Source organism: Actinoallomurus rhizosphaericola, assembly GCF_024055675.1.
Classification (GTDB): domain Bacteria; phylum Actinomycetota; class Actinomycetes; order Streptosporangiales; family Streptosporangiaceae; genus Actinoallomurus; species Actinoallomurus soli.
In genome coordinates this window covers 107,128-128,995 of record NZ_JAMXMW010000011.1, presented here as the reverse complement: position 1 = coordinate 128,995, position 21,868 = coordinate 107,128, and the positions used below count along the sequence as shown (strand labels likewise).

The window sequence follows — 21,868 nt, the reverse complement described above, 5'->3', positions numbered from 1 at the left end:
GGCAGGCCGCACGCGGGAACGGCGCGTCCCCCGCGCGGCACAGCGGCCGGGCGGGCGGCGCGAGCGATGGGCACCGCCCCGGCTTGGCGGGCGGTGCGAGCAGCAGACACCGCCCCGGCCAGGCGGACGGCGCGAGTGAGGGGCACCGTCCCGACGGGCGAACGGCGGCCGACGGGAGACGCCGTCCCGACGGGCGGACGGCGGCCAATGGGAGGCGCTGTCCCGGCCCGGCGGCCGGAAGTGGAAAGATGCGTGCGGGAAAAGAAATCGCTCCGGGCCGGAGGCGCCCGAGCGGGCATCGAAGGAGCGTCCTGTGTCGAATAGCCCCTACGACATCGTCGTCCTAGGTGGCGGCAGCGGCGGATACGCGTGCGCCCTGCGGGCGGTCGAGCTGGGTCTGAGCGTCGTACTGATCGAGAAGGACAAGCTCGGCGGCACGTGCCTCAACCGCGGCTGCATCCCGACCAAGGCGCTGCTGCACGCGGCCGAGGTGGCCGACCAGACGCGCGAGTCGGCCACGTTCGGGGTCAAGGCCCGGTTCGAGGGCATCGACCTGCCGGGCGTGCACGCCTACAAGGACAAGGTCGTCAGCACGACCGTGAAGGGCCTGACCGGGCTGATCAAGTCCAAGGGCATCACGATCGTCGAGGGCGAGGGCCGGCTGACCGGTCCCACCACGGTCCAGGTCGGCGACACGACGTACGAGGGCCGGCACATCGTGCTGGCCACCGGCTCGGTGCCCCGGTCGCTGCCCGGCCTGGAGATCGACGGCGAGCGCGTCATCTCCAGCGACCACGCCCTCGTGCTCGACCGGATCCCGCAGTCCGTGGTCGTCCTCGGCGGCGGCGTCATCGGCGTCGAGTTCGCGAGCGTGTGGCGGTCCTTCGGCGCCGAGGTGACGATCGTCGAGGCGCTGCCGCACCTGCTGCCGCTGGAGGAGGAGTCCAGCTCCAAGCGGCTGGAGCGGGCCTTCCGCAAGCGCGGCATCAAGTTCGAGCTCGGCGCGCGGTTCGAGAGCGTCAAGCACACCGAGTCGGGCGTCATCGTCACCCTCCAGGGCGGCAAGACCCTCGACGCCGACCTCATGCTGGTCGCCGTCGGACGCGGCCCGGTCTCCGAGGGCCTGGGCCTGGAGGAGGTCGGGGTCGAGACCGAGCGCGGTTTCGTGAAGGTCGACCAGTACTGCCGCACCAACGTCCCGACCATCTCGGCGGTCGGCGACCTGATCCCGACGCTCCAGCTGGCGCACGTCGGCTTCGCCGAGGGCATCCTCGTCGCCGAACGGCTGGGCGGTCTGGACCCGGCGCCGATCGACTACGACGGCGTTCCGCGCATCACCTACTCCGAGCCCGAGGTCGCGTCGGTGGGCGTCACCTCCGCGGTGGCCCGCGAGCGCGGTCACGACATCATCGAGTTCACCTACGACCTGGCCGGCAACCCCCGGAGCAAGATCCTGGGCACGCAGGGCGAGGTCAAGGTGATCGCGGCCAAGGACGGTCCCGTGCTGGGCGTGCACATCGTCGGCAGCCGCGTCGGCGAGCTCATCACCGAGGGCCAGCTGATCTACAACTGGGAGGCCCTGCCGTCCGAGGTCGCCCAGCTCATCCACCCGCACCCGACCCAGTCCGAGGCGATCGGCGAGGCTCACCTCGCGCTCGCCGGCAAGCCGCTGCACGTCCACGGCTGACCCCGCACGTACCCAGAACACGACGTATCACAAGGAGTCGCTGAGAACCATGCCGGTCTCCGTAACCATGCCCCAGCTCGGCGAGAGCGTGACCGAGGGCACCGTCACCCGCTGGCTCAAGAAGGAGGGTGAGCGCGTCGAGGCCGACGAGCCGCTTCTCGAGGTGTCGACGGACAAGGTCGACACCGAGATTCCGTCGCCGGCCGCGGGTGTCCTGAGCAGCATCACCGTCGCCGAGGACGAGACCGTGGAGGTCGGCGCGGAGCTGGCCGTCATCGCCCAGGAGGGCGAGGCGACCGCCGACGCCGCCCCGCAGCAGGAGCAGGCCCAGCCCGAGCCCGCCCCGGCCCCGCAGGCCGCCCCGGCGCCGCAGCCGGAGCCGCAGCAGCCGGCCGCGCCGTCCTGGCCGCCGGCCCCGGCCCCGCAGGCCGCCCCGCCCGCTCCGGCCGCGCAGCCGGCTGCCGCGGCGCCGCAGCCGCAGCCCGAGCCGCGCCAGGAGGCCCCGGCCCCCGCGCCGCAGCAGGAGACGGCCGCCGAGCAGCCGTCGGGTGAGAGCCCCTACGTCACGCCGCTCGTCCGCAAGCTGGCGGCCGAGCACGACGTGGACCTGGCCACCGTCAAGGGCACCGGCGTCGGCGGGCGCATCCGCAAGCAGGACGTCCTGGAGGCCGCCCGGGCCAAGCAGGCGCCGCCGCAGCCGGCGCCCGAGCCGGCGCCCCAGGCCGCTCCGGCGCCTGCGCAGCCCGCCCCGGCCGCCGCACAGGCTCCCGCCGCTCCCGCCGCCCGCCCGGCCGCGCCGGTCCCGGCGGAGGTGTCGCGCCTGCGCGGTACCACGGAGAAGATGTCCCGCACCCGTCAGTCGATCGCCCGGCACATGGTCGAGTCGCTGCAGGTGTCGGCGCAGCTGACCACGGTCGTCGAGGCGGACGTCACCAAGATCGCGCGGCTGCGCGAGCGCGCCAAGGACGACTTCCTGGCGCGGGAGGGCGTGAAGCTCAGCTTCCTGCCGTTCTTCGCGCAGGCGGCCGTCGAGGCGCTCAAGGTGCACCCGAAGCTCAACGCCGTCATCAACTCCGAGACCAACGAGGTGACCTACCACGACGTCGAGAACCTCGGCATCGCGGTGGACGCCGAGAAGGGCCTCATGGTGCCGGTGATCCACAACGCCGGTCAGCTCAACCTCGCCGGCCTGGCCCAGCGGATCGCGGACCTGGCGGAGCGCACCCGCACCAACCGGGTCAGCCCCGACGAGGTCACGGGCGGCACGTTCACGATCACCAACACCGGCAGCCGTGGCGCGCTGTTCGACACGCCGATCCTCAACCAGCCGCAGGTCGGCATGCTGGGCACCGGTTCCGTCGTCAAGCGTCCGGCGGTCATCGACGACCCGCAGCTCGGCGAGGTCATCGCGGTGCGGTCGATCGTGTACCTCGCGCTGACCTACGACCACCGCCTGGTGGACGGCGCCGACGCCGCGCGGTTCCTCACCACGGTGAAGAACCGCCTCGAGGAGGGCAACTTCGAGGCCGAACTCGGCCTTTAAGGTCTGTGTCGGCTCCGTCTTTCGTTCGGTCCGCTAACTAAGCTGCGATCGTGCAGATCGCCATCACCGGTTCGACCGGACTCATCGGTCAGGCCCTCGTCCGCGCGCTGCGCGACGAGGGCCTGACCGTTCTCAGGCTCGTACGACGGCGGCCCGCGGCCGACGACGAGGTCCGCTGGGATCCGTTCGGGGAGGTGGACACGGCCTCTCTGGAGGGCGTCGACGTGGTCGTCCACCTCGCCGGAGCGGGCATCGGCGATCGCCGTTGGACCGACTGCTACAAGCAGGAGATCCGCGACAGCCGCATCGAGGGCACCCGTACCCTCTGCCGGGCGCTGGCCGCCCTGGACGACCCGCCCTCGCTCCTGGTCTCCTCCTCGGCGGTCGGCTACTACGGCTGCACCGGCGACCGTACGGTCGACGAGGACAGTCCTCCGGGCGAGGGCTTCCTCGCCGACGTCTGCCGTGACTGGGAGGCGGCCACGGCGCCGGCCGCCGAGGCCGGGATCCGCGTCGTGATCCCGCGCACGGGCGTCGTGCTGGCGCGCGAGGGCGGCACGCTCGGCCGGATGCTCCCCCTGTTCCGCGCCGGGCTCGGCGGGCGCCTCGGCAGCGGCCGCCAGTGGTTCAGCTGGATCACCCTCGCCGACGAGGTCGCGGCGCTGCGCTTCCTCATCGGCGGCCCGCTGGAGGGACCGGTGAACCTCACCGCCCCCGAACCCGTCACCAACGCCGCCTACACCACCGCCCTCGGCCGCGCGCTGCACCGGCCGACCCCGTTCGCCGTCCCGCCCTTCGCGCTGCGGCTGGCGCTCGGCGGGCTGGCCGACGAGGGCGTCCTCGTGAGCCAGCGCGTCCTGCCCGCCCGCCTCACCGCGGCGGGCTTCGGCTTCCGGTATCCGGACCTGGCGTCCGCGCTCGCCGGCATCCTCCCCTGAACGCCCGGGGACCCGGGAGGTCGGTCGGGGTCGGTTGGTCGGGGGGAGCGCAGGAGGTCGGTCGGGGTCGGTTGGTCGGAGGGAGCGCAGGAGGTCGGTCGGGGTCGGTTGGCCGGGGAAAGCGCAGGAGGTCGGTCGGGTCTCTCCCAGGAAGTCGCAACGAACGCGCCACTCCGCCTGCACGGCCCGGCCCGGGGGCCGTACCGTGACGAGTGGCCGGGTGCCGCGGAGGGCGAGCGGGCGATGCGGCCCGGCCCGGCGCGGCGGGCGGGCCGGCGGCGCGGGACGATCCGGCCGCGAGGCGAGGGAGAGGGCGAGAGATGAGCACCGACGGTAAACCGCACATCGTGGCGATCGGCGGTGGCGGCTTCATGCCCAACGACCGCTACGGGCTGACGCCGAGCCCCCTTCTCCGGTACGCCCTGGACCTCACCGGCCAGGACCGCCCGCGGGTCTGCTATCTCGCGACCGCGCTCGGCGACGCCGCCGACGCGATCGCCCGTTTCTACGCCGCGCTCGCCGGGACCGACGCCGAGGTGAGCCACCTGGCGCTGTTCCCGATGCCGAACCACGAGGACCCGGCGGCGCACCTGCTGGCCCAGGACCTCGTCTACGTCTCGGGGGGAAGCGTCGCCAACCTGCTGGCCCTGTGGCGCCTGCACGGCCTCGCGGACGCGTTCGCCGAGGCCTGGCGGACGGGCGTCGTCCTGTGCGGGCAGAGCGCCGGAGCGCTGTGCTGGCACGTCGGCGGCACGACCGACTCCTTCGGCCCGCAGCTGCGTCCCCTTACCGACGGGCTGGGCCTGCTCCCCTACTCGTGCGGCGTCCACTACGACAGCGACCGGCAGCGACGGCCGCTGCTGCAGCGTCTCGTCGCCGAGGGCGAGCTGCCCGACGGGTACGCCGCAGACGAGGCGGTCGCGCTGCACTACGTCGGCACCGAGTTCGTCCAGGCCGTGTCGTACGTCGAGGGCCAGGGCGCCTACCAGGTCGCCGCGGACGGCTCCGGCGGCGTCAAGGAGACACGGATCGAGCCTCGGCTGCTGGCGTCGTTCTAGAAGGACGTACGCTGATGGTCGTGAGTGTCAGCGAAGAATCCACCACCGTCCTCGGCGAGCGGCCCGTGAACACCGGCGCCGGCGACCTGGTCTTCATCCACGCCGGCTTCGGCGAGCGGGCGATCCCGTACGAGGAGGCGTGGGAGCTGCAGCGCCGGCTGCACGAGCGGCGGGTCGCCGACGAGATCCCCGACGTCTGTCTCCTGCTGGAACACCCGCCGGTCTACACGGCGGGCAAGCGCACGGAGCCGCTGGACCGCCCGATCGGAGATCCGGGCGCGCCCGTGATCGACGTGGACCGCGGCGGAAAGATCACCTGGCACGGCCCCGGCCAGCTCGTCGGGTACCCGATCGTCAAGCTCCGGGAGCCCGTCGACGTCGTCGCGTACGTCCGCACCATCGAGGCGGCGCTGATCTCCACGTGCGCCGACCTTGGCCTGGCCACCAAGCGGGTGGAGGGCCGCAGCGGAGTGTGGGTGCCCGGCGTTCCCGACCGCAAGGTCGGCGCGATCGGCATCCGGGTGTCGCGCGGCGTCACGATGCACGGATTCGAGATCAACTGCGACTGTGACCTGGGGTGGTTCGACAAGATCGTGCCCTGCGGCATCCGCGACGCGGGCACGACGTCGCTCTCCGCCGAGCTGGGCCGCGAGGTCACCGTGCCCGAGGTGCTCGCGCTGACCGAGACGCGCCTCGCCGAGGCGCTCGACGCGTCCGGCACCGCGCACCGTTCGCTCGACGCGATGCTCGGCCGGCCCGTCACCTCCTGACGGCACCGGCCACGGCGGGGTCAGCCCATCGCCTTGAAGATGGCCTGTCCCTCGGCCGAGGCGGCCTCGAAGAAGCGGGTGAGCCGCTCGTACACCACGCGCAGTTCCCCGTCGCGGATCGCCTCGGCGGGCTCGCCCACCCAGTCCTCCGCGCCCTGGACGCCGAGTTCGGCCATCCGCTCGGCGTCGTAGCGTCCGGCGATCCGCGCGAACTCGGTCGCGGTGAGGTGGTCGGCGGCCAGCTTGACCCGCTCGGCGGTCAGGTAGATGACGTCGACGCCGAGTTCCTCCGCGCCGTCCTCGGTGAGCAGCCGCCCGCCGCAGACGACGTCCGCGGCCGGGTGCGGGCCGTCCCACGGGTCGCCGGTCAGCAGGTAGTGCAGGGCCTGCCACGCACCGGCGACGGGGAGCACGGGGTGCTTCTCCCGCCAGTTACCGCTGCCGAACACCGCGCGGGCGCGGGCCCCCGGATCGCCTCCGCCCTCGGCCTCCGGAAGCCTGAGGTACGTCATGGCCACTCGCACGCCTGACCTCCGTCATACATCATCCGCACGCGACACCCACGTCACCTTAGAGAGATCGACAGCTACGTATGGTGAGAACGAGATAAAACACCGATCTCAACCTCCCACCGGCGCCTCGGCGGGCCGACGTGGAGCACGGAGCCGGCACTGTTCCGGGTCGCGACCGCGCTTTTCCCGGAAGATCGTCCACTATGGGACCGCCTTGCGCAACACGGGTGAATACGGACATACCCTGGACGGGTGACCGCCGTATCCCCTGAGGGCCGGAAGCTGCTGCGTGTCGAGGCCAGGAACGCCGCGACACCGATCGAGCGCAAACCGCCCTGGATCAAGACCCGGCTGTCGATGGGCCCGCAATACCGCGAACTCACCGACCTGGTCCGCACCGAAGGCCTGCACACCGTCTGCCAGGAAGCCGGCTGCCCCAACATCTACGAATGCTGGGAAGACCGCGAAGCCACCTTCCTCATCGGCGGCGACCAATGCACCCGCCGCTGCGACTTCTGCCAGATCGACACCGGCAAACCCGCCGCCTACGACCCCGACGAACCCCGCCGCGTCGCCGACTCCGTGGCCACCATGGGCCTGCGTTATGCCACCGTCACCGGCGTCGCCCGCGACGACCTGCCCGACGGCGGCGCCTGGCTGTACGCCGAAACCGTCCGCCAAATCCATCAGGCCATCCCCGGCTGCGGCGTCGAACTGCTCATCCCCGACTTCAACAACGTCCCCCACCTCCTGGCCGAGGTCTTCTCCGCACGCCCCGAAGTCCTGGCCCACAACCTCGAAACCGTCCCCCGCATCTTCAAACGCATCCGCCCCGGCTTCCGCTACGAACGCTCCCTGGCCGTCCTCACCGCCGCCCGCCAAGCCGGACTGGTCACCAAGTCCAACCTCATCCTCGGCATGGGCGAAACCCGCGACGAGATCACCGAAGCCATGCAGGACCTGCACCAGGCCGGATGCGAACTGCTCACCATCACCCAGTACCTACGCCCCTCCCCCCGCCACCACCCCGTCGAACGCTGGGTCAAACCCGAAGAATTCGTCGAACTACAGGCCGAAGCCGAGGCCATCGGCTTCGCCGGAGTCATGTCCGGGCCCCTGGTCCGCTCCAGCTACCGCGCCGGACGCCTCTACCAGCAGGCCATCACCGCCCGCCAGGCCTGACACGGACACCGCCGACCGACACGAGCACAGGGGAACGCCCCGGCCGCGGGCCGGGGCGTTCCTCTCTTCCGGGGGGACAGAAGTTCTTCGGGGACCGCGCGTCTCAGGCGAGCGCCGTCACCAGTTCTTCTCGACGCCGTGGACGTTCGGCGGGAGCCGGTGGCCGGGCGGGTACATGATGTAGGCGATGCCGCCGCTGGAGGAGCTGCGCTGCCAGACGTTCTCGAAGTTGGCCCGCGGGTAGACGTGCCGCACGGCCGCGTCCGACGGCGACGCCGGGTCGTTGATGATCGGGTCGCCGCTCTTGGTGAACCCGACGACCACCATCAGGTGGCCGTTCGTGCTGTAGCCGGCGCCCGGCAGGTCCGAGGCCTTGAACGACTGCGAGGTCACGACCGGGATGCCGGCCTTGATGAACTGCTCCAGCTCGTTGAGGGACCGCAGCCGGGTGATGAAGCCGTTCAGGCCGAAGCGGGCGGCGTACGCCGGGTTGAACGGCCAGTTGCCCGCGCCCTGGTAGTTGTAGTCGTAGACATTACGGGCGGCGTAGTCGACCTGCGGGTCGGCGTAGGACGGGTCGACCCAGGCGAGGTCCTTCTTGGACGGCCCGCGTTTCCAGTACGCGACGACCATCGAGGTCGAGGTCGGGCTGCACCACGCCTCGCCGCCGTTGTCGTACTGGGGGTACTGGCCCTTGTGGATGTCCTGGGAGTAGGCGGGCACCTTCAGCTCGATGCCCTCCGCGCCGCCGAGCGGGCTCGCCGGCACCGTCGTACGGGACGGCACGAGCGAGGCCATCGCGCCGACCGAGCGCAGCACGGGGCGGACGTGCTCGCCGGGGAGGCGGTAGAGCGTCACGCGCAGCTGGTAGGACGTGAGGGAGTTCGCGGCGACGAAGGTGTCGATGTCGACGTTGCCGTCGCCGTCCTTCTGTCCCGGCACCGAGGTGCGGTAGATGTCTCCGCCCTCGCCCGGGTCGTCGGACGCCCAGCGGCCCATGACGTACCACTTCGTCTCGGCGCCCGCGCCGGTGTGCCCGCGCATCTCCACCTGCAGCCAGCTGCCGTGCGGCGTGCTGGCGTTCCAGGAGGCGACGAGCTGGCTGGCGCCGAACCCGACCGAGACGCTCGGGGAGGTCCAGCGGGCGTAGTCCCAGGTCTTGGTGCCGGCGCCGTAGGGGTCGGTGTAGGTGGTGGTGCCGACGGGATGGGCGATCGTGAGCGCGCCCGATCCCAGCCGGCGCACCCCCTCGGAGGAGCCGGCGGCGAAGTCGCGCGCCGACGTCCACTGGTGGTAGGCGACGCGGGACTGGTTCGCGGGGGTCACCTCCGCCGAGCCGGGCGTCGTGGTCGCCATCACGGTGGCGAGACCAGCTGACACGAGAAGCGGAACCTTCCATACCGAAGCACGTACATCGGACCACGCCATGACGACTCCAAGAGCAGCGGAAACCTGCTTCGGGACGCTAAGACGGCGGACCGGATCATGTCAACGCTTTACACCCGCTGTGGCTGGATCGAAATTTGTTAACGGCTCGCTGGCCCGCTTTCGACTAGGGTCACGAAGCCTCGTATCCTTCCATCCATGCCAAAGAAGCCCCAGGAAGGCACGCAGGACGAGCGCGCCGGTCGCGTCAAGCAGCTGCGCATGGTCGCCTCGTTGGTCCACCAGGCCAACCCGAAGGCGATGCCGATCGTCTTCGCGTCCGCCCTCGGCGTCCTCGTCGTCTTCGTCGTCCTCGGGCTGCTGCTCGGTCAGGCGCTCTACCTGATCCCGCTGGGCGTCCTGGTCGCCATCCTGGTCGGCATGATCGTGTTCGGTCAGATGGCGCAGCGCACGCAGTACTCCATGCTCGAGGGCCGGCCGGGCGCCGCCGCCTCCCTGGTGGAGAACATGCGGGGCCGCTGGGTCGTCACCCCCGCCGTGCAGGCCAACCGCAACATGGACGTCGTGCACCGCGTCATCGGCACGCCCGGCGTGATCCTGCTGTCGGAGGGCCCGCGTTCGCGGGTCGGCAAGCTGATCGGCGCCGAGAAGAAGCGCATCTCCCGCGCCGCCTCCGAGGTGCCGATCTACGACATCCAGGTCGGCTCCGAAGAGGGCCAGGTCCCGATCGCCAAGCTGCAGCGCCACCTGACCAGACTGCCGCGCAACCTCAAGAAGGAGCAGGTCAGCGAGCTGATCGACCGGCTCAACGCGCTGCCGCAGGCGATGCAGATGCCCAAGGGCCCGATCCCGAAGGGCGTCCGGATGCCGAAGGGCCCCAAGCCCCGCACGCGTTAGCGGGGCGGGCCCTCCCGGGGACGGCGGGCCCGCTCGGAGAGATACGGCTCAGAGCCGTACGACGATGCTGTTCGCGGCGCGGTCGTGCAGGCCGCGGTAGTCGCGGTCCCAGATGAGGGCGGGCACGACCAGCACCAGCAGCAGCGCGCGCACGAAGGCCCACAACGGCCCGATCGGGCCGCCGTCGACGCGGACGACGCGCAGCCCGCACAGCCGCTTGCCCACCGTCGTCCCGATCGACCCGGTGAGCAGCCACACCATCACGCCGAACACGAGCAGCGTGAGGAGGCTGCGGGTCTGCGCGCCCACGTGCAGGGCGCCCGCGAGGACGGCGGCGACCGCGAGGGCGATCAGCCAGTCGATCACCAGGGCGCCCAGCCGCCGGCCGTACCCCGCCGCGGAGCCCGTCCCCTCGCGCGGGAGGCCCATCCGCTCACCGGGGTACCCGAGGTCCACGCCTGCCGCGCGAGCCCCTTCGATCCATGATCCGATCGAGCGCCGACGTTCAGTCATACCCTCAAAGCTATCCGCCGAACCGCGTTCGAACGGTTCCAGGGTGGCCGTAACACACGCGAAACACATGGGACATGGCTTGGAAACGGCGGGTACCTAACGTTCTAACCGCACGAGAACGCCCCAAGGAGGTTGGATGTTCAACAACGCCGAAGAGGTCCTGAACTTCATCAGGAGCGAAGGGGTGCAGTTCGTCGATTGCAGGTTCACGGACCTGCCCGGCACCACGCAGCACTTCACGTTCCCGGTGGAGAACTTCGGAGAGAACGTCTTCACCGACGGGCTGATGTTCGACGGCTCGTCCATCCGTGGGTTCCAGGAGATCCACGAGTCGGACATGCTGCTGCTGCCGGACCCGTCGACGGCTGTGGTCGACCCGTTCCGCCAGCACAAGACGCTGAACCTCAATTTCTTCGTCCACGACCCGCTGACCGGCGAGCCGTACACCCGTGACCCGCGCAACGTCGCCCGCAAGGCGGAGGACTACCTGCGCGGCACCGGCATCGCGGACACGGCGTTCTTCGGCCCGGAGGCGGAGTTCTACATCTTCGACGACGTGCGCTTCGAGACGAAGGCGCACGAGTCGTACTTCCACATCGACTCCATCGAGGGCGCGTGGAACACCGGCCGCAAGGAGGACGGCGGCAACCTCGGTTACAAGCCGCGGTTCAAGGGCGGCTACTTCCCGGTGCCGCCGATGGACCACTTCACCGACCTGCGCTCGGAGATGGTCCGGCAGCTCATCGAGTGCGGCATCGAGACCGAGATGCAGCACCACGAGGTCGGCACGGCCGGTCAGGCGGAGATCGACATCCGCTTCGACACGCTGCTGACCATGGCCGACAAGATGATGCTCTACAAGTACATCATCAAGAGCGTCGCCCGGCAGCACGGCAAGACCGTGACCTTCATGCCCAAGCCGATCTTCGGTGACAACGGCTCCGGCATGCACTGCCACCAGTCGCTGTGGAAGGACGGCTCGCCGCTCTTCTACGACGAGGTCGGCTACGCGGGCCTGTCCGACACCGCGCGCTACTACATCGGCGGCCTGCTCAAGCACGCCCCGTCGCTGCTGGCCTTCACCAACCCGACGGTGAACTCCTTCCACCGCCTGGTCCCGGGCTACGAGGCGCCGGTCAACCTGGTGTACTCCCAGCGGAACCGCTCGGCGTGCGTCCGTATCCCGATCACCGGGTCGAACCCGAAGGCCAAGCGCCTGGAGTTCCGCGTTCCGGACCCGTCCGCCAACCCGTACCTCGCGTTCTCGGCCATGCTGATGGCCGGCCTCGACGGCATCAAGAACAAGGTCGAGCCGGCGGAGCCGGTGGACAAGGACCTGTACGAGCTGCCGCCCGAGGAGGCGCGCAACATCCCGCAGGTCCCGGGCTCGCTGGAGGCGGTTCTGAACGCGCTCGAGGCCGACCACGACTACCTCCTCGAGGGCGGTGTGTTCACGCCGGACCTCATCGAGACGTGGATCGCCTACAAGCGCGAGAACGAGCTGGACCCGATCCGGCTCCGCCCGCACCCGCACGAGTTCGAGCTGTACTACGACGTCTGATCCCACGGACGCCGAGCGAGCGCCCCGCCACCGGTTCCGGTGGCGGGGCGCTCGTCCATTTCACGGACGGGGCGACGATCGGTTCCGGCGCTCCGGCCTTCAGCGGCCGGAGGCGGGCCGGGACTCGCCGGTGGCGGGGAGGCAGCAGGCCGAGCCGGTGGGCCTCTCGAGGGTGTCGGCGTCGGCCTTGACGACGTAGACCTCCCACGGCTCGGAGCCGGGACCGCGCACCCACACCTTGTCCTGCACCGCGTAGCAGCAGGCCGTGCCGGCCTCCTCGACCGTCGCCAGGCCGGCCTCCTTGAGACGCGCGGCCGCGGCCGCGACCTGGTCGGTGTGCTCGACCTCGACCCCGAGGTGATCCATCCGGGTCTCCTCGCCCGTCTCGCCCTCGATCAGGACCAGTTTGAGCGGGGGCTCGGCGATGGCGAAGTTGGCGTAACCGGGCCGGCGCTTGGCGGGCTCGGCGCCGAAGAGCCGGGTGTAGAAGGCGACGGAGGCCTCCAGGTCGGCGACGCGCAGGGCGAGCTGGACACGGGACATCGGATGGTCCTTCCACGGGTCGGGAGGAGCGACGGGGGCTCTGATTAGATAGGTATCTAATCAGTGGCGTGCCGTCAGTTTGCGGTGCTGCATAGACACATGTCAAATTAGAAGCATGTCAAAGAAGGGGCTGTCGCTGCTCGACGTGACGGAGGCCGACGCGGGCGCGTGCTGCGCGCCGCTGGCGTGCGAGCCGCTGACCGCCGGTGAGGCCGAGGACCTGGCACCGCTGTTCAAGGCGATCGCCGACCCGGTCCGGTTGCGCCTGCTGTCGCTGATCGCCTGCCATGACGGCGGGGAGGCGTGCGTCTGCGACCTGACGTCGGCCTTCGAGCTGACGGCGCCGACGATCTCGCATCACCTCAAGGTGCTCAAGCAGGCCGGTCTGATCGACTCCGAGCGCCGGGGCACCTGGGTCTACTACTGGATCAACCCGGCCGCGCTGACACGGCTGTCGGCGCTCCTGCGGCCCCGGCAGGCGTTCGGCGCGATGGAGGGGTGACGGACGTGCCCGAGATCCCCGAGGTGCTGTTCGTCTGCGTGCACAACGCCGGACGGTCCCAGATGGCCGCCGCCCTGCTCGAACACCACGCCGCCGGGCGGGTGCGCGTCCGCTCCGCCGGCTCCGCGCCGGCTTCGGAGGTCAACCCGGCCGTCGTCCAGGTGATGGGCGAGCTCGGCATCGACCTGTCCGCGCGGTCTCCCAAGGCGCTGAGCGGCGACGCGGTCCGGGCGGCCGACGTGGTGGTCACCATGGGTTGCGGTGACTCCTGCCCGGTCCTTCCCGGCCGGCGGTACCTCGACTGGCGGCTCCCCGATCCGGCGGGGCGGTCCGCCGACGAGATCCGGCCGATCCGCGAGGAGATCGACCGCCGCGTCCGGGCCCTGCTCGACGAGCTCCTCGGCGCGGTGACACCGCCGGACGGCCGGGCGCCCGTCCCGTCGGGCCGCCGGGCTCCCGTTCCGCCGGGGGTCACGGTCCGGCCGATGCGGAGCGAGGACGCCGACGAGGTCCTGGCGATCTATCAGGCGGGCCTCGACGGCGGTGACGCCAGCTTCGAGACCGAGGCGCCGACCTGGGACGCCTTCGACCGGGCCAAGCTGCCGGCGCACCGGCACGTCGCCGCGGACACGGCCACGGGCCGGATCCTCGGCTGGGTGGCCGTCACCGCGGTGTCCGGCCGCTGCGTCTACGCGGGCGTCGTCGAGCACAGCGTGTACGTCCACCCCGATCACTGCGGTCGCGGCATCGCCTCCGCGCTCCTGCAGGCGCTCATCGACTCGACGGAGGCCGACGGGATCTGGACGATCCAGTCGGGCGTCTTCCCGGAGAACACGGCCAGCCTGCGGCTGCACGCCAAGGCCGGGTTCCGTACCGTCGGCGTCCGGGAGCGTCTCGGCCGGCACCACGACCGCTGGCGCGACGTCGTCCTCATCGAACGGCGCAGCGCCGCGACCGGGACCTCCTGACGGGCAGGACCCGGCTCCCGCGCACGGGAAAATGAAATTTGATCGATCATTTCTCCCGCCGAACCCTGGCCGGAGCGCATCGGCTGACATAGCGTCCGATTCATGGACACGCCGCTGGTGCTGCTCGACGTGGACGGTGTTCTCAATCCCCTGCAACGCTCCCCCGGCTATCAGCGGTACCGGGCCTCACCCGACGGGGTGGTCTACCGGCTGCTGCTCAACCCGCTGCACGGGCCGCTCCTGACCGGCCTCGCGGCCGACACCGGCGCGGAGATCGTCTGGGCGAGTTACTGGAGGGACGCGGCGAACGACTGGATCAGCCCGCGGATCGGGCTGCCGTCCACCCTGCGGTACGTCCCGATCCCGCGCCACGATCCGGAGTTCTCCCTCGGAGCGTGGAAGGCCCGGCACGTGGCCGCCTGGGTGGGCGAGCGGCCGTTCGTCTGGCTGGAGGACGAACCGGATGTGCCCGAGGCCCTCGCCGGAGCGGGCGGACTGGGCCCGCACCTCATCGTGCCGGTGGATCCGCTGCACGGGCTCGCCGAGGACCATGTGGACCAGGCCCGTACCTGGCTGGAACAACTCGTCCGGGACCATGGTTAGGCACAGCGACCTACAGAGGAGGCACCATGGCTTCGGTTCGGGTGGAGCGCACCGACGACGGAGGCTTCGTCGCCCGGAACGACCGCGGCGCGGAGGTCGCCGTCGGGGGCTCCGATGAGGACGGGGTCTTCACCCCCGTCGAACTGCTGCTGGCCGCGCTGGGCGGCTGTGAGATCGTGACGGTCGAGCCGCTCACCGCCAAACGCGGTCATCGGCTCGTCAGGCTCGCCGCGCGCGTGGATGCCGAGAAGGTCGCGCCGACCAAGCTCGGCACGATCACCGTCACGTACGACGTCGAGTTCCCGGAGGGCGACGACAAGGCGCCGCAGATCTTCACCGAGGTCGCGCACCGCGTGCACGAGAACCACTGCACGGTCGGCCGCGCGCTCCGCGAGGGCACCCCGTCCGAGCAGGTGCTGCCCCCGCTGTCCTGACGCCCCGTGAGCCGCGCGCACGCCCGGCCGGGTCTTGATCGACGACGCGCCGGGGCGCCGCGGCACACCGCCCGGTGGCCCGGCCGTCGCGGGGTGTCCCGCCCCGGCCGGTGCCCGCGGGCGCCGGCCGGGGCGGCGGCCGGATCGGCGTTCCTCGCACGCTCGAACGTGGCTTACGCTGGTCACGATCACGTAGGACCCGGTGGAGACGGCATCCCCCCTGAGGACTAGGCCCATAGTCTCCTGGGGCGAGTCGCAGACCATTCCTGAAGATGATCACAAAGGGATGCGGCTCGTCGAAGATTGACAGCATGGCCCAGCTAGCCGCCCCCCGTCCCGTCGACAAGCAGCCCGCCGTCTCGTCCGTACGCTCGCCGGCGCTCAGGCTCTGGCGCGAGCTCGCGCTGGCCGCCGCCTTCTACTGCGCGTACACGCTGGTACGGCTGCTGATTCCGCACGACGAGACGGCCGCGTACGCGCACGCGTCACAGGTTCTGCGGCTGGAGCACACGCTGGGCATCGACGTCGAGCTGGACCTCAACCACGCCCTCCTGCGGGCGCCGTCACTGGCCAAGCCGGCGAACTGGTTCTACGCCACCGCTCACTTCGCGGTCACCCTGACCGTGCTCGTGTGGCTCTACCGGCGGCGGCCGGAGCACTTCCACCGGCTGCGCACGGCCCTGATGGTCGCCACCGGGATCGCGCTGCTCGGCTTCTGGCTGTACCCGCTGGCGCCGCCGCGCTTCCTCGGCGGCCGGGGCTTCGTCGACCCGGTGGTGGCGCTGCACAGCTTCGGCCTCTATTCGTCGCCGGAGGCCGGTTCGCTGACCAATCAGTTCGCGGCGATGCCGTCAATGCACGCCGGATGGGCATTGTGGTGCGCGGTCGCGGTCGTCACGCTTTCGAAGCGTCCCTGGGTACGGGCGATCGCCGCCCTTTACCCGGTCGTGACAATTCTGGTGATCTTCTCGACCGCCAATCATTACGTGGTGGACGCGGTGGCGGGTGTTGTGATCACCGCGTCCGCGCTGCTCATCGGCAGGCTGTCCCTGGCGAAGATGACGAGGATCGGTCCGATGAAAGATCACAAAGTGACAAACAAGACAAGCAATACCGACGGGTCACCCGATTCGATCTGAGAACATAGGGATCATGTCAAGGTCGGCCGTGGTGCCGGTCGCCACGGGCGACCTGACGGGGGAGCAGGCTGGCGGGCGCGCCGCCGGGCGCCCCCGGTTCTATCGCGAGATTCTGCTCATCGCCCTCTGTTACGGCGCCTACTCCCTGGTGCGCGACCTCGTGCCGCGCAACCACACGGCGGCGCTGAGCCGCGGGCACGACATCCTCCACCTGGAGCACCTGCTCCACCTGAACGTCGAGCTGTCGATCAACCGGCTGTTCACGGAACAGCGCTGGCTCGGAGTGAGCGCGAACTACTACTACTCGAGCCTCCACTTCATCATCACGATCGGCGTGCTCGTCTGGCTCTACGTGCGCCATGCGGACCGCTACGTGTTCTACCGGCGGTTGATCTTCGCGACCACGGTGCTCGCCCTCGTCGGGTTCTGGCTGTACCCGCTGGCGCCGCCGCGCATGATCCCCGGGTTCGTCGACACGGTGCTCTCGTTCCACACCACCGGCCTGTACGAGTCCAGCGCCTCGCCGGTCGCCTCGGTGTCCAACCAGTACGCCGCCATGCCGTCGTTGCACACGGGGTGGTCCCTGTGGTGCGCGATCGCCATCGCCGACCTGGCGCGGCCCAGCCGGTTCCGGTGGCTGGCGTACTGCTACCCCGCCGCGACCGTGTTCGTGATCCTGGGGACCGCCAATCACTACGTGCTCGACGCCATCGGCGGCGTCGTCACCCTGGGCGCCGGATACGCCGCGACCCGGACGGTACGGGTCGTGGTCCCGCGCCTCGGCCCGGTCTCCCGCGTCTTCTCCACCGACACGGGCGGCTCGACGGTCAACTGACCGCGCCACGGCCCGCCTCCCGTCCGCGCCTCAGTCCAGGTCCGCGCCCTGCGCCAGGCCGGTCTTGGCCGGCCGGATCTTCCCGAGGTTGTCGCGCACCGGGTGGGCCCGGCCGGCCGGACCGGCGGCGAAGGCGCGCAGGACGTTCTCGGTGACCTTGGACACGAAGGACGCCGCCTTGCCGGTCACCCCGTGGCCGCAGGCCCGGCCGCGCATCGAGCAGACCCAGCGCATCGTCCCGGTGGCGAACACCCCGGCCCCGCTCTTGGCCGTGTAATACGTCGCGTCGCTGGTCGTCGTGTAGGTGCCGCAGTGGATCGTCGAGTGGGCCAGCACCTCGATGGGCCGCGGGGTCGGGCCGCCCGAGGTCACCGCGTCCGACTCCGGCCCGATCACGCCGGGGAACTCCTCCCCCTCGCGCACGCCGGTGCCGGCGAACATCCAGGCGTCCGGCCGGTACACCTTCCAGGCACCGTCGGCGGGGAAGCAGGTGTACATGATCCCGATGAGGGCGCTCTCCGGGCGCGGCTTGGGCGACAGGCGCCAGTCCTGGGTCTTCTCCGCCGGATCCTTGATCGGGTCCTCGTCGGCGCTCTTGTAGCAGACGACGAGGCGGTCGGCGCCGAGGGCGGTCGGCTCGAACCGGATGTGCCGATTGACCGCGTTGGCCCCGAGGAACGCGATGTTCATCCCGGCGTCGCGGGCCTTCGTCGTCTCGTCGCGCATGGCGGTCGACCAGTACTCGTCGTGGCCGAGGGTGACCAGCGCCCGTGCGCCGTCGAGCAGCCGCGGGTCGTGGTGCAGGTCGTTGTCGGTCTCGTACGCGAGGGACAGCCCCGTCTTCTCGGCGAGCGCGATGGCGGGCTGTTCGAAGGCCAGGAACTTCACCGCGCCGTTCCCGTCGTACGGGCGGTCGAAGCTGACCGCGCGGGACCGGCCGTCGAAGCCGCCCGGCCCCTGGTACAGGTCCCGGCCGCCCCACATGTTGTACGCCTGCCAGGTCGTCGTCCCGTTCAGGACCACGACCCTGCCCGCCGTGCTCGCCGACCGTACGGTGATCGGCACGAACCGCTGGGCCCCCGAGTCGGCGTCGAGGCGCAGCAGGTAGGAGCCTTCCGGCCAGCCGCGGGTGGAGACGGTGAGCGAGGGCTGCCAGGGCGCGGTGACCGTGTGCGTCTTGCCGGTCGTCTTCGCGGCCCCCTGCCGCCGCCCGGCCTGGTGCGGCGCGGTCCAGACCTTCCTCGCCTGGGCCCCGGCGTACCAGCCCATGCGGAAGGCGCTGACGGTGTAGCCCTTGGCCGTCGTCGAGACGAACAGCCGGAACGACTCGCCGGGCAGCACGCTCACGCGGTCGGCGAAGCCCTCGATGGCGTGCTCGGCGCCGGTCTTGCGCACCTTCCAGTCCGCGTTCCCCGGCCTGCCGTTCTCGGCCACCGCGGGCGACGGAGCGGATCGTGCCTTGGACGGACCCGCGGCCCTGCGATGCCCACCGCCGCCGCATCCGGCGAGGACCAGGAGGAGGACGGCGACGGCGACGACGGACCGGTTCATGATCACGACGAGGATTCTCGCGCATCGCCGCCCGCCTCGGCGCGGGCATGACCATGCGTTGACCTCCGCCCGGCGTTTCCGTGCATCCGGTCGCGCGGGCCCCGGCTCCCTCACGAGCCGCGAGGCGGGGTTCCCTCAAGAGCCCGCGAGGTGCGGCTCCCCTACGAACCCGCCACGTCGCCGTAGAAGACGCGTTCGACGACGGCGCGGGCGTGGCGGGCGCGGCGCCGGTAGTCCTCCAGCATCTCGCCGGAGGCGTCGTAGCCGAGCACCCGGGCCACGGCGGAGCGTTCACGGTGGTGCTCGGTCGGCAGCAGGTCCGAGGCCCGCCCCCGTACGAGCATGACGGCGTTGCGGATGCGCGTGGCGAGCCGCCACGCGTCGGCGAGCCGTACGGCGTCCTCGCGGTCCAGCAGACCGGCCGCCGCAGCCGCGTCGAGCGCCGCCAGCGTCCGCGTCGTCCGCAGCTCCGGAACGTCGTACGCGTGCCGGAGCTGCAGGAGCTGGGCCACCCACTCGACGTCGGACAGGCCGCCGGGCCCGAGCTTGGTGTGCAGGCGGCGGTCCACGCCGCGGGGCAGCCGCTCGGCCTCCATCCGCGCCTTGAGCCGGCGGATCTCCATCAGGGCACGGTCGTCGATGCCCCCCTGGGGCCACCGGAGGGGGTCGATCAGCGTCCGGAAGCGCGCGCCGAGCTCCTCGTCGCCGATGACGGGCGCCGCGCGCAGCAGCGCCTGGCTCTCCCACGGCGAGGACCAGCGCCGGTAGTACGAGGCGTACGAGTCGAAGGTGCGCACGAGCGGGCCCTGGCGCCCCTCCGGCCGCAGTCCCGGGTCGATGACCAGCGGTGGGTCGGGCGCCGGCAGGGCGAGCAGCCTCCGCAGCTCCTCGGCGACCGAGTGCGCCGCGTGCGCCGCCTCCCCCTCCCCGCCCGGCAGGGGGTCGTGGACGTACATGACGTCCGCGTCACTGCCGTACCCGAGCTCATACCCTCCGAGGCGGCCCATCGCGACGATCGCGAACCTCGTCGGCAGCGGCGACCGGCGCTCCATCTCGATCTTCTCGATCGCGGCCCGCAGCGCCGCCTCGATCGTGACGAGGGCGATGGCGGTGAGCGCCTCGCCGGTCTCGCCCACGTCGAGGCGGCCGAGCAGGTCCGCGACCGCGACGCGCAGCAGCTCGCGGCGCCGGATCCCGCGTACGGCGGTGACGGCGTCGGCCGCCGGGTCGAGCTGCAGGCGGACGGGGACGGCGCTCATGTGCCGGCCCACGGCGGCCAGCGCCTCCCCGCGCAGCGCACCGGCCGGGCGGGGCGTCAGCTCCGCGTCGCCGCGCAGCAGGGAGACGGCCTCCGGCGCGCGCAGCAGCAGGTCGGTGGCGTAGCGGCTGGAGGACAGCACGTGCGCCATCCGCTCGGCCACGGTGACGTCGTCGCGCAGCAGGCGCAGATACCACGGCGTGGTGCCGAGCGCGTCGCTGACCTGACGGAACCCGAGAAGCCCGGCGTCGGGGTCGGGGCCGTCGGCGAACCAGCCCAGCATGACGGGCAGCAGCGTGCGCTGGATCGAGGCGCGCCGGGACACTCCGGCGGTGAGCGACTGCAGGTGCCGCAGCGCGCCGTCCGGGTCGGTGTAGCCGAGCGCCTCCAGGCGGGCACGCGCCGCCTCGCGGGTCAGGCGCGCCTCTTCTCCCGGCAGGCGGGCCACGGCGACCAGCAGCGGCCGGTAGAACAGCTTCTCGTGCAGGCGCCGGACCTCACGGGCGTGCCGCCGCCACTCGCTGGTGAACTCCGCCACGGGGTCGGTGCGGAACCCCAGCGCGCGGCCGAGGCGCCGCAGGTCGGCGGGGTCCTCGGGCACCAGGTGCGTCCGGCGCAGCCGGTGAAGCTGGATCAGGTGCTCGACGCGCCGCAGGAAGCGGTACGCGTTCGCGAGCGCGGCGGCGTCGGCCCGGCCGACGTACCCGCCCCAGGACAGCTTCTTCAGGGCGTTCAGCGTGTTGGAACCCCGCAGTTCCTCGTCCGTACGGCCGTGCACGAGCTGCAGCAGCTGCACCGCGAACTCCACGTCGCGCAGACCGCCGGGGCCGAGCTTGAGCTGCCGCCCGGCCTGGTCCGGGTCGATGTGCTCCTCGACCCGGCGGCGCATGCCCTGGACGTCCTCGACGAAGTTGTCGCGTTCGGCGGCCCGCCAGACCAGCGGGGCGAGCGCCCCGACGTACTCCTCGCCGAGCTCCCGGTCCCCCGCCACCGGCCGGGCCTTGAGCAGCGCCTGGAACTCCCAGGTCTTGGCCCAGCGCTCGTAGTACGCGCGGTGGCTGGCGAGCGTCCGTACGAGAGGGCCCGCCTTGCCCTCGGGCCGCAGGGCCGCGTCCACCTCCCAGAGCGCGCCCTCGGCGGTGCTGGCCGAACAGGCCCGGATCATCCCGGACGCCAGCCGCGTCGCGGCCCGCAGCGCGGCCGTCTCGTCCTGGCCGGGCATCGGCTCGGCGACGAAGACGACGTCGACGTCGCTGACGTAGTTCAGCTCCCGCCCGCCGCACTTGCCCATGCCGATCACCGCGAGCCGGCAGGTGCCGGCCTGGTCGCCGAGTTCGGCGCGGGCGATGGCCAGGCCCGCCTCGAGCGCGGCGGCGGCCAGGTCGGCGAGTTCGGCCGCGACGTCCTCGACGTCCGTCACGCCGGTCAGGTCCCGGCCCGCCAGGTGCAGGAGCGCCCTCCGGTACGCGACCCGGAGCGCGACCGCCGGCTCCGCTCCCCCGGCACGGGGGGCGGGGTCGGCCGCGTCGGCGCCGACGGCGGTCAGCAGCGCGGTCCGCAGTTCCCCGGCCGTGGGGCGCCGCAGCGCCATGGGACCGGCGAGGACGCGCCAGTGGCCGGGATGGCGCGCCAGGTGGTCGCCGAGCGCGGCGCTGACGCCCAGGACGGCGATCAGCCTGCGGAGGGCGTCCGGGTCGGCGGCGAGTTCGTCGCGGATGTCGGCCCGTTCCAGCATCCGGAGCAGACCGGTGAGGGCCAGGTCCGGGTCCGCGGCGGAGCCGAGGACATCGAGCAGGTCGTCACCGAGCCGCTGTCCCGCCAGACGGCGCTGGGCCTCGGCGACGTCCGTGATGCCGAGGCGGGCCAGCCGGGCGGTGGTGCTCTCCGTACGGCGTTCGCTCACGATCAAAGGTAATCACGAGCCTCCGGTGGACCGTACGGGCGTGTCGGATCGGCGGCCCGACGCGACGCCGGCTCGCTCACCGCGA

The 21,868-nt window shown here is 71.6% G+C and carries 20 protein-coding genes; 14 read left to right on the top strand and 6 right to left on the bottom strand.

The window, feature by feature from the left end; all coding sequences use genetic code 11:
* Positions 1–313 precede the first annotated feature (313 nt).
* The 5 genes from lpdA to lipB all read left to right on the top strand — a co-directional run bounded on the left by lpdA (position 314) and on the right by lipB (position 5,996).
* Complete coding sequence (lpdA, locus tag NE234_RS24165) at positions 314–1,687, top strand: dihydrolipoyl dehydrogenase (protein ID WP_252782804.1); 1,374 nt, start codon at positions 314–316, stop codon at positions 1,685–1,687.
* 49 nt (positions 1,688–1,736) lie between these two features.
* Entirely contained in the window at positions 1,737–3,230 is a 1,494-nt protein-coding gene (sucB, locus tag NE234_RS24160) for a 2-oxoglutarate dehydrogenase, E2 component, dihydrolipoamide succinyltransferase (protein ID WP_252782803.1), read from the top strand.
* A gap of 50 nt (positions 3,231–3,280) precedes the next feature.
* Positions 3,281–4,168: a TIGR01777 family oxidoreductase gene (locus NE234_RS24155; protein WP_252782802.1), complete on the top strand. Its 888-nt coding sequence runs from the start codon at positions 3,281–3,283 to the stop codon at positions 4,166–4,168.
* A gap of 320 nt (positions 4,169–4,488) precedes the next feature.
* Entirely contained in the window at positions 4,489–5,226 is a 738-nt protein-coding gene (locus tag NE234_RS24150; protein WP_252782800.1) for a Type 1 glutamine amidotransferase-like domain-containing protein, read from the top strand.
* Between the two features lie 65 nt (positions 5,227–5,291).
* Entirely contained in the window at positions 5,292–5,996 is a 705-nt protein-coding gene (gene lipB, locus NE234_RS24145) for a lipoyl(octanoyl) transferase LipB (RefSeq protein ID WP_252783091.1), read from the top strand.
* A gap of 20 nt (positions 5,997–6,016) precedes the next feature.
* Here the strand turns inward: lipB and NE234_RS24140 are convergent, their stop codons facing one another.
* Positions 6,017–6,520: a DUF1877 family protein gene (locus tag NE234_RS24140; RefSeq protein ID WP_252782799.1), complete on the bottom strand. Its 504-nt coding sequence runs from the start codon at positions 6,518–6,520 to the stop codon at positions 6,017–6,019.
* A gap of 240 nt (positions 6,521–6,760) precedes the next feature.
* Between NE234_RS24140 and lipA the strand changes: the two genes are divergently transcribed.
* A complete protein-coding gene (gene lipA, locus NE234_RS24135; RefSeq protein WP_252782798.1) occupies positions 6,761–7,690 on the top strand; it encodes a lipoyl synthase in 930 nt (309 codons plus the stop codon).
* A 117-nt stretch (positions 7,691–7,807) separates the two neighbouring features.
* On the opposite strand, the gene NE234_RS24130 is transcribed toward lipA, so the two are convergent.
* Positions 7,808–9,070 carry a C39 family peptidase gene (locus NE234_RS24130; RefSeq protein ID WP_252782797.1) on the bottom strand — a complete coding sequence of 421 codons (1,263 nt, stop codon included), beginning with the start codon at positions 9,068–9,070 and terminating at the stop codon, positions 7,808–7,810.
* Positions 9,071–9,274: 204 nt separating this feature from the next.
* On the opposite strand from NE234_RS24130, the gene NE234_RS24125 reads away from it, so the two are divergent.
* Complete coding sequence (locus tag NE234_RS24125; RefSeq protein WP_252782796.1) at positions 9,275–9,973, top strand: DUF4191 domain-containing protein; 699 nt, start codon at positions 9,275–9,277, stop codon at positions 9,971–9,973.
* A 48-nt stretch (positions 9,974–10,021) separates the two neighbouring features.
* Here NE234_RS24125 and NE234_RS24120 read toward each other — a convergent pair whose 3' ends face one another.
* Positions 10,022–10,486 (bottom strand): RDD family protein, encoded by a 465-nt coding sequence (locus NE234_RS24120; protein WP_252782795.1) that lies wholly within the window; start codon positions 10,484–10,486, stop codon positions 10,022–10,024.
* Between the two features lie 136 nt (positions 10,487–10,622).
* Here NE234_RS24120 and glnA point away from each other — a divergent pair, with 136 nt between their 5' ends.
* On the top strand, positions 10,623–12,047 hold the full coding sequence (glnA, locus tag NE234_RS24115; RefSeq protein ID WP_252782794.1) for a type I glutamate--ammonia ligase: 1,425 nt from the start codon (positions 10,623–10,625) through the stop codon (positions 12,045–12,047).
* Positions 12,048–12,146: 99 nt separating this feature from the next.
* Here the strand turns inward: glnA and NE234_RS24110 are convergent, their stop codons facing one another.
* Complete coding sequence (locus NE234_RS24110; protein WP_252782793.1) at positions 12,147–12,590, bottom strand: ArsI/CadI family heavy metal resistance metalloenzyme; 444 nt, start codon at positions 12,588–12,590, stop codon at positions 12,147–12,149.
* A 115-nt stretch (positions 12,591–12,705) separates the two neighbouring features.
* Between NE234_RS24110 and NE234_RS24105 the strand changes: the two genes are divergently transcribed.
* The 6 genes from NE234_RS24105 (at position 12,706) to NE234_RS24075 (ending at position 17,071) form a co-directional block, all read left to right on the top strand.
* The gene (locus NE234_RS24105; RefSeq protein WP_252782790.1) at positions 12,706–13,092 is read left to right on the top strand and encodes an ArsR/SmtB family transcription factor; all 387 of its coding nucleotides are present in this window, start codon (positions 12,706–12,708) and stop codon (positions 13,090–13,092) included.
* The gene (locus NE234_RS46050) at positions 13,089–14,060 is read left to right on the top strand and encodes a GNAT family N-acetyltransferase (RefSeq protein ID WP_406567060.1); all 972 of its coding nucleotides are present in this window, start codon (positions 13,089–13,091) and stop codon (positions 14,058–14,060) included. Before NE234_RS24105 ends, NE234_RS46050 begins: the two co-directional genes overlap by 4 nt.
* 102 nt (positions 14,061–14,162) lie before the next feature.
* Positions 14,163–14,663 (top strand): HAD domain-containing protein, encoded by a 501-nt coding sequence (locus NE234_RS24090; protein WP_252782789.1) that lies wholly within the window; start codon positions 14,163–14,165, stop codon positions 14,661–14,663.
* A 26-nt stretch (positions 14,664–14,689) separates the two neighbouring features.
* Entirely contained in the window at positions 14,690–15,097 is a 408-nt protein-coding gene (locus tag NE234_RS24085) for an OsmC family protein (protein ID WP_252782788.1), read from the top strand.
* A 311-nt stretch (positions 15,098–15,408) separates the two neighbouring features.
* Positions 15,409–16,236 carry a phosphatase PAP2 family protein gene (locus tag NE234_RS24080; RefSeq protein ID WP_252782787.1) on the top strand — a complete coding sequence of 276 codons (828 nt, stop codon included), beginning with the start codon at positions 15,409–15,411 and terminating at the stop codon, positions 16,234–16,236.
* Between the two features lie 13 nt (positions 16,237–16,249).
* On the top strand, positions 16,250–17,071 hold the full coding sequence (locus NE234_RS24075) for a phosphatase PAP2 family protein (protein ID WP_252782786.1): 822 nt from the start codon (positions 16,250–16,252) through the stop codon (positions 17,069–17,071).
* Positions 17,072–17,101: 30 nt separating this feature from the next.
* Here the strand turns inward: NE234_RS24075 and NE234_RS24070 are convergent, their stop codons facing one another.
* Together NE234_RS24070 and NE234_RS24065 are read right to left on the bottom strand one after the other, a co-directional pair.
* Positions 17,102–18,622 (bottom strand): N,N-dimethylformamidase beta subunit family domain-containing protein, encoded by a 1,521-nt coding sequence (locus NE234_RS24070; RefSeq protein WP_308206925.1) that lies wholly within the window; start codon positions 18,620–18,622, stop codon positions 17,102–17,104.
* Between the two features lie 161 nt (positions 18,623–18,783).
* Positions 18,784–21,783, bottom strand: a complete 3,000-nt coding sequence (locus tag NE234_RS24065; protein WP_406567059.1) for a bifunctional [glutamine synthetase] adenylyltransferase/[glutamine synthetase]-adenylyl-L-tyrosine phosphorylase — start codon at positions 21,781–21,783, stop codon at positions 18,784–18,786.
* Positions 21,784–21,868 lie beyond the last annotated feature (85 nt).

What these genes read in the sequence shown, in the direction of transcription:
- NE234_RS24110 (WP_252782793.1), bottom strand. Translation starts at nt 12,590, where the DNA reads ATGTCCCGTGTCCAGCTCGCCCTGCGCGTCGCCGACCTGGAGGCCTCC.
- NE234_RS24125 (WP_252782796.1), top strand. Translation starts at nt 9,275, where the DNA reads ATGCCAAAGAAGCCCCAGGAAGGCACGCAGGACGAGCGCGCCGGTCGC.
- NE234_RS24120 (WP_252782795.1), bottom strand. Translation starts at nt 10,486, where the DNA reads ATGACTGAACGTCGGCGCTCGATCGGATCATGGATCGAAGGGGCTCGC.
- NE234_RS24080 (WP_252782787.1), top strand. Translation starts at nt 15,409, where the DNA reads ATGGCCCAGCTAGCCGCCCCCCGTCCCGTCGACAAGCAGCCCGCCGTC.
- glnA (WP_252782794.1), top strand. Translation starts at nt 10,623, where the DNA reads ATGTTCAACAACGCCGAAGAGGTCCTGAACTTCATCAGGAGCGAAGGG.
- NE234_RS24085 (WP_252782788.1), top strand. Translation starts at nt 14,690, where the DNA reads ATGGCTTCGGTTCGGGTGGAGCGCACCGACGACGGAGGCTTCGTCGCC.
- NE234_RS24105 (WP_252782790.1), top strand. Translation starts at nt 12,706, where the DNA reads ATGTCAAAGAAGGGGCTGTCGCTGCTCGACGTGACGGAGGCCGACGCG.
- NE234_RS24070 (WP_308206925.1), bottom strand. Translation starts at nt 18,622, where the DNA reads ATGAACCGGTCCGTCGTCGCCGTCGCCGTCCTCCTCCTGGTCCTCGCC.
- NE234_RS24075 (WP_252782786.1), top strand. Translation starts at nt 16,250, where the DNA reads ATGTCAAGGTCGGCCGTGGTGCCGGTCGCCACGGGCGACCTGACGGGG.
- NE234_RS24150 (WP_252782800.1), top strand. Translation starts at nt 4,489, where the DNA reads ATGAGCACCGACGGTAAACCGCACATCGTGGCGATCGGCGGTGGCGGC.
- NE234_RS24090 (WP_252782789.1), top strand. Translation starts at nt 14,163, where the DNA reads ATGGACACGCCGCTGGTGCTGCTCGACGTGGACGGTGTTCTCAATCCC.
- sucB (WP_252782803.1), top strand. Translation starts at nt 1,737, where the DNA reads ATGCCGGTCTCCGTAACCATGCCCCAGCTCGGCGAGAGCGTGACCGAG.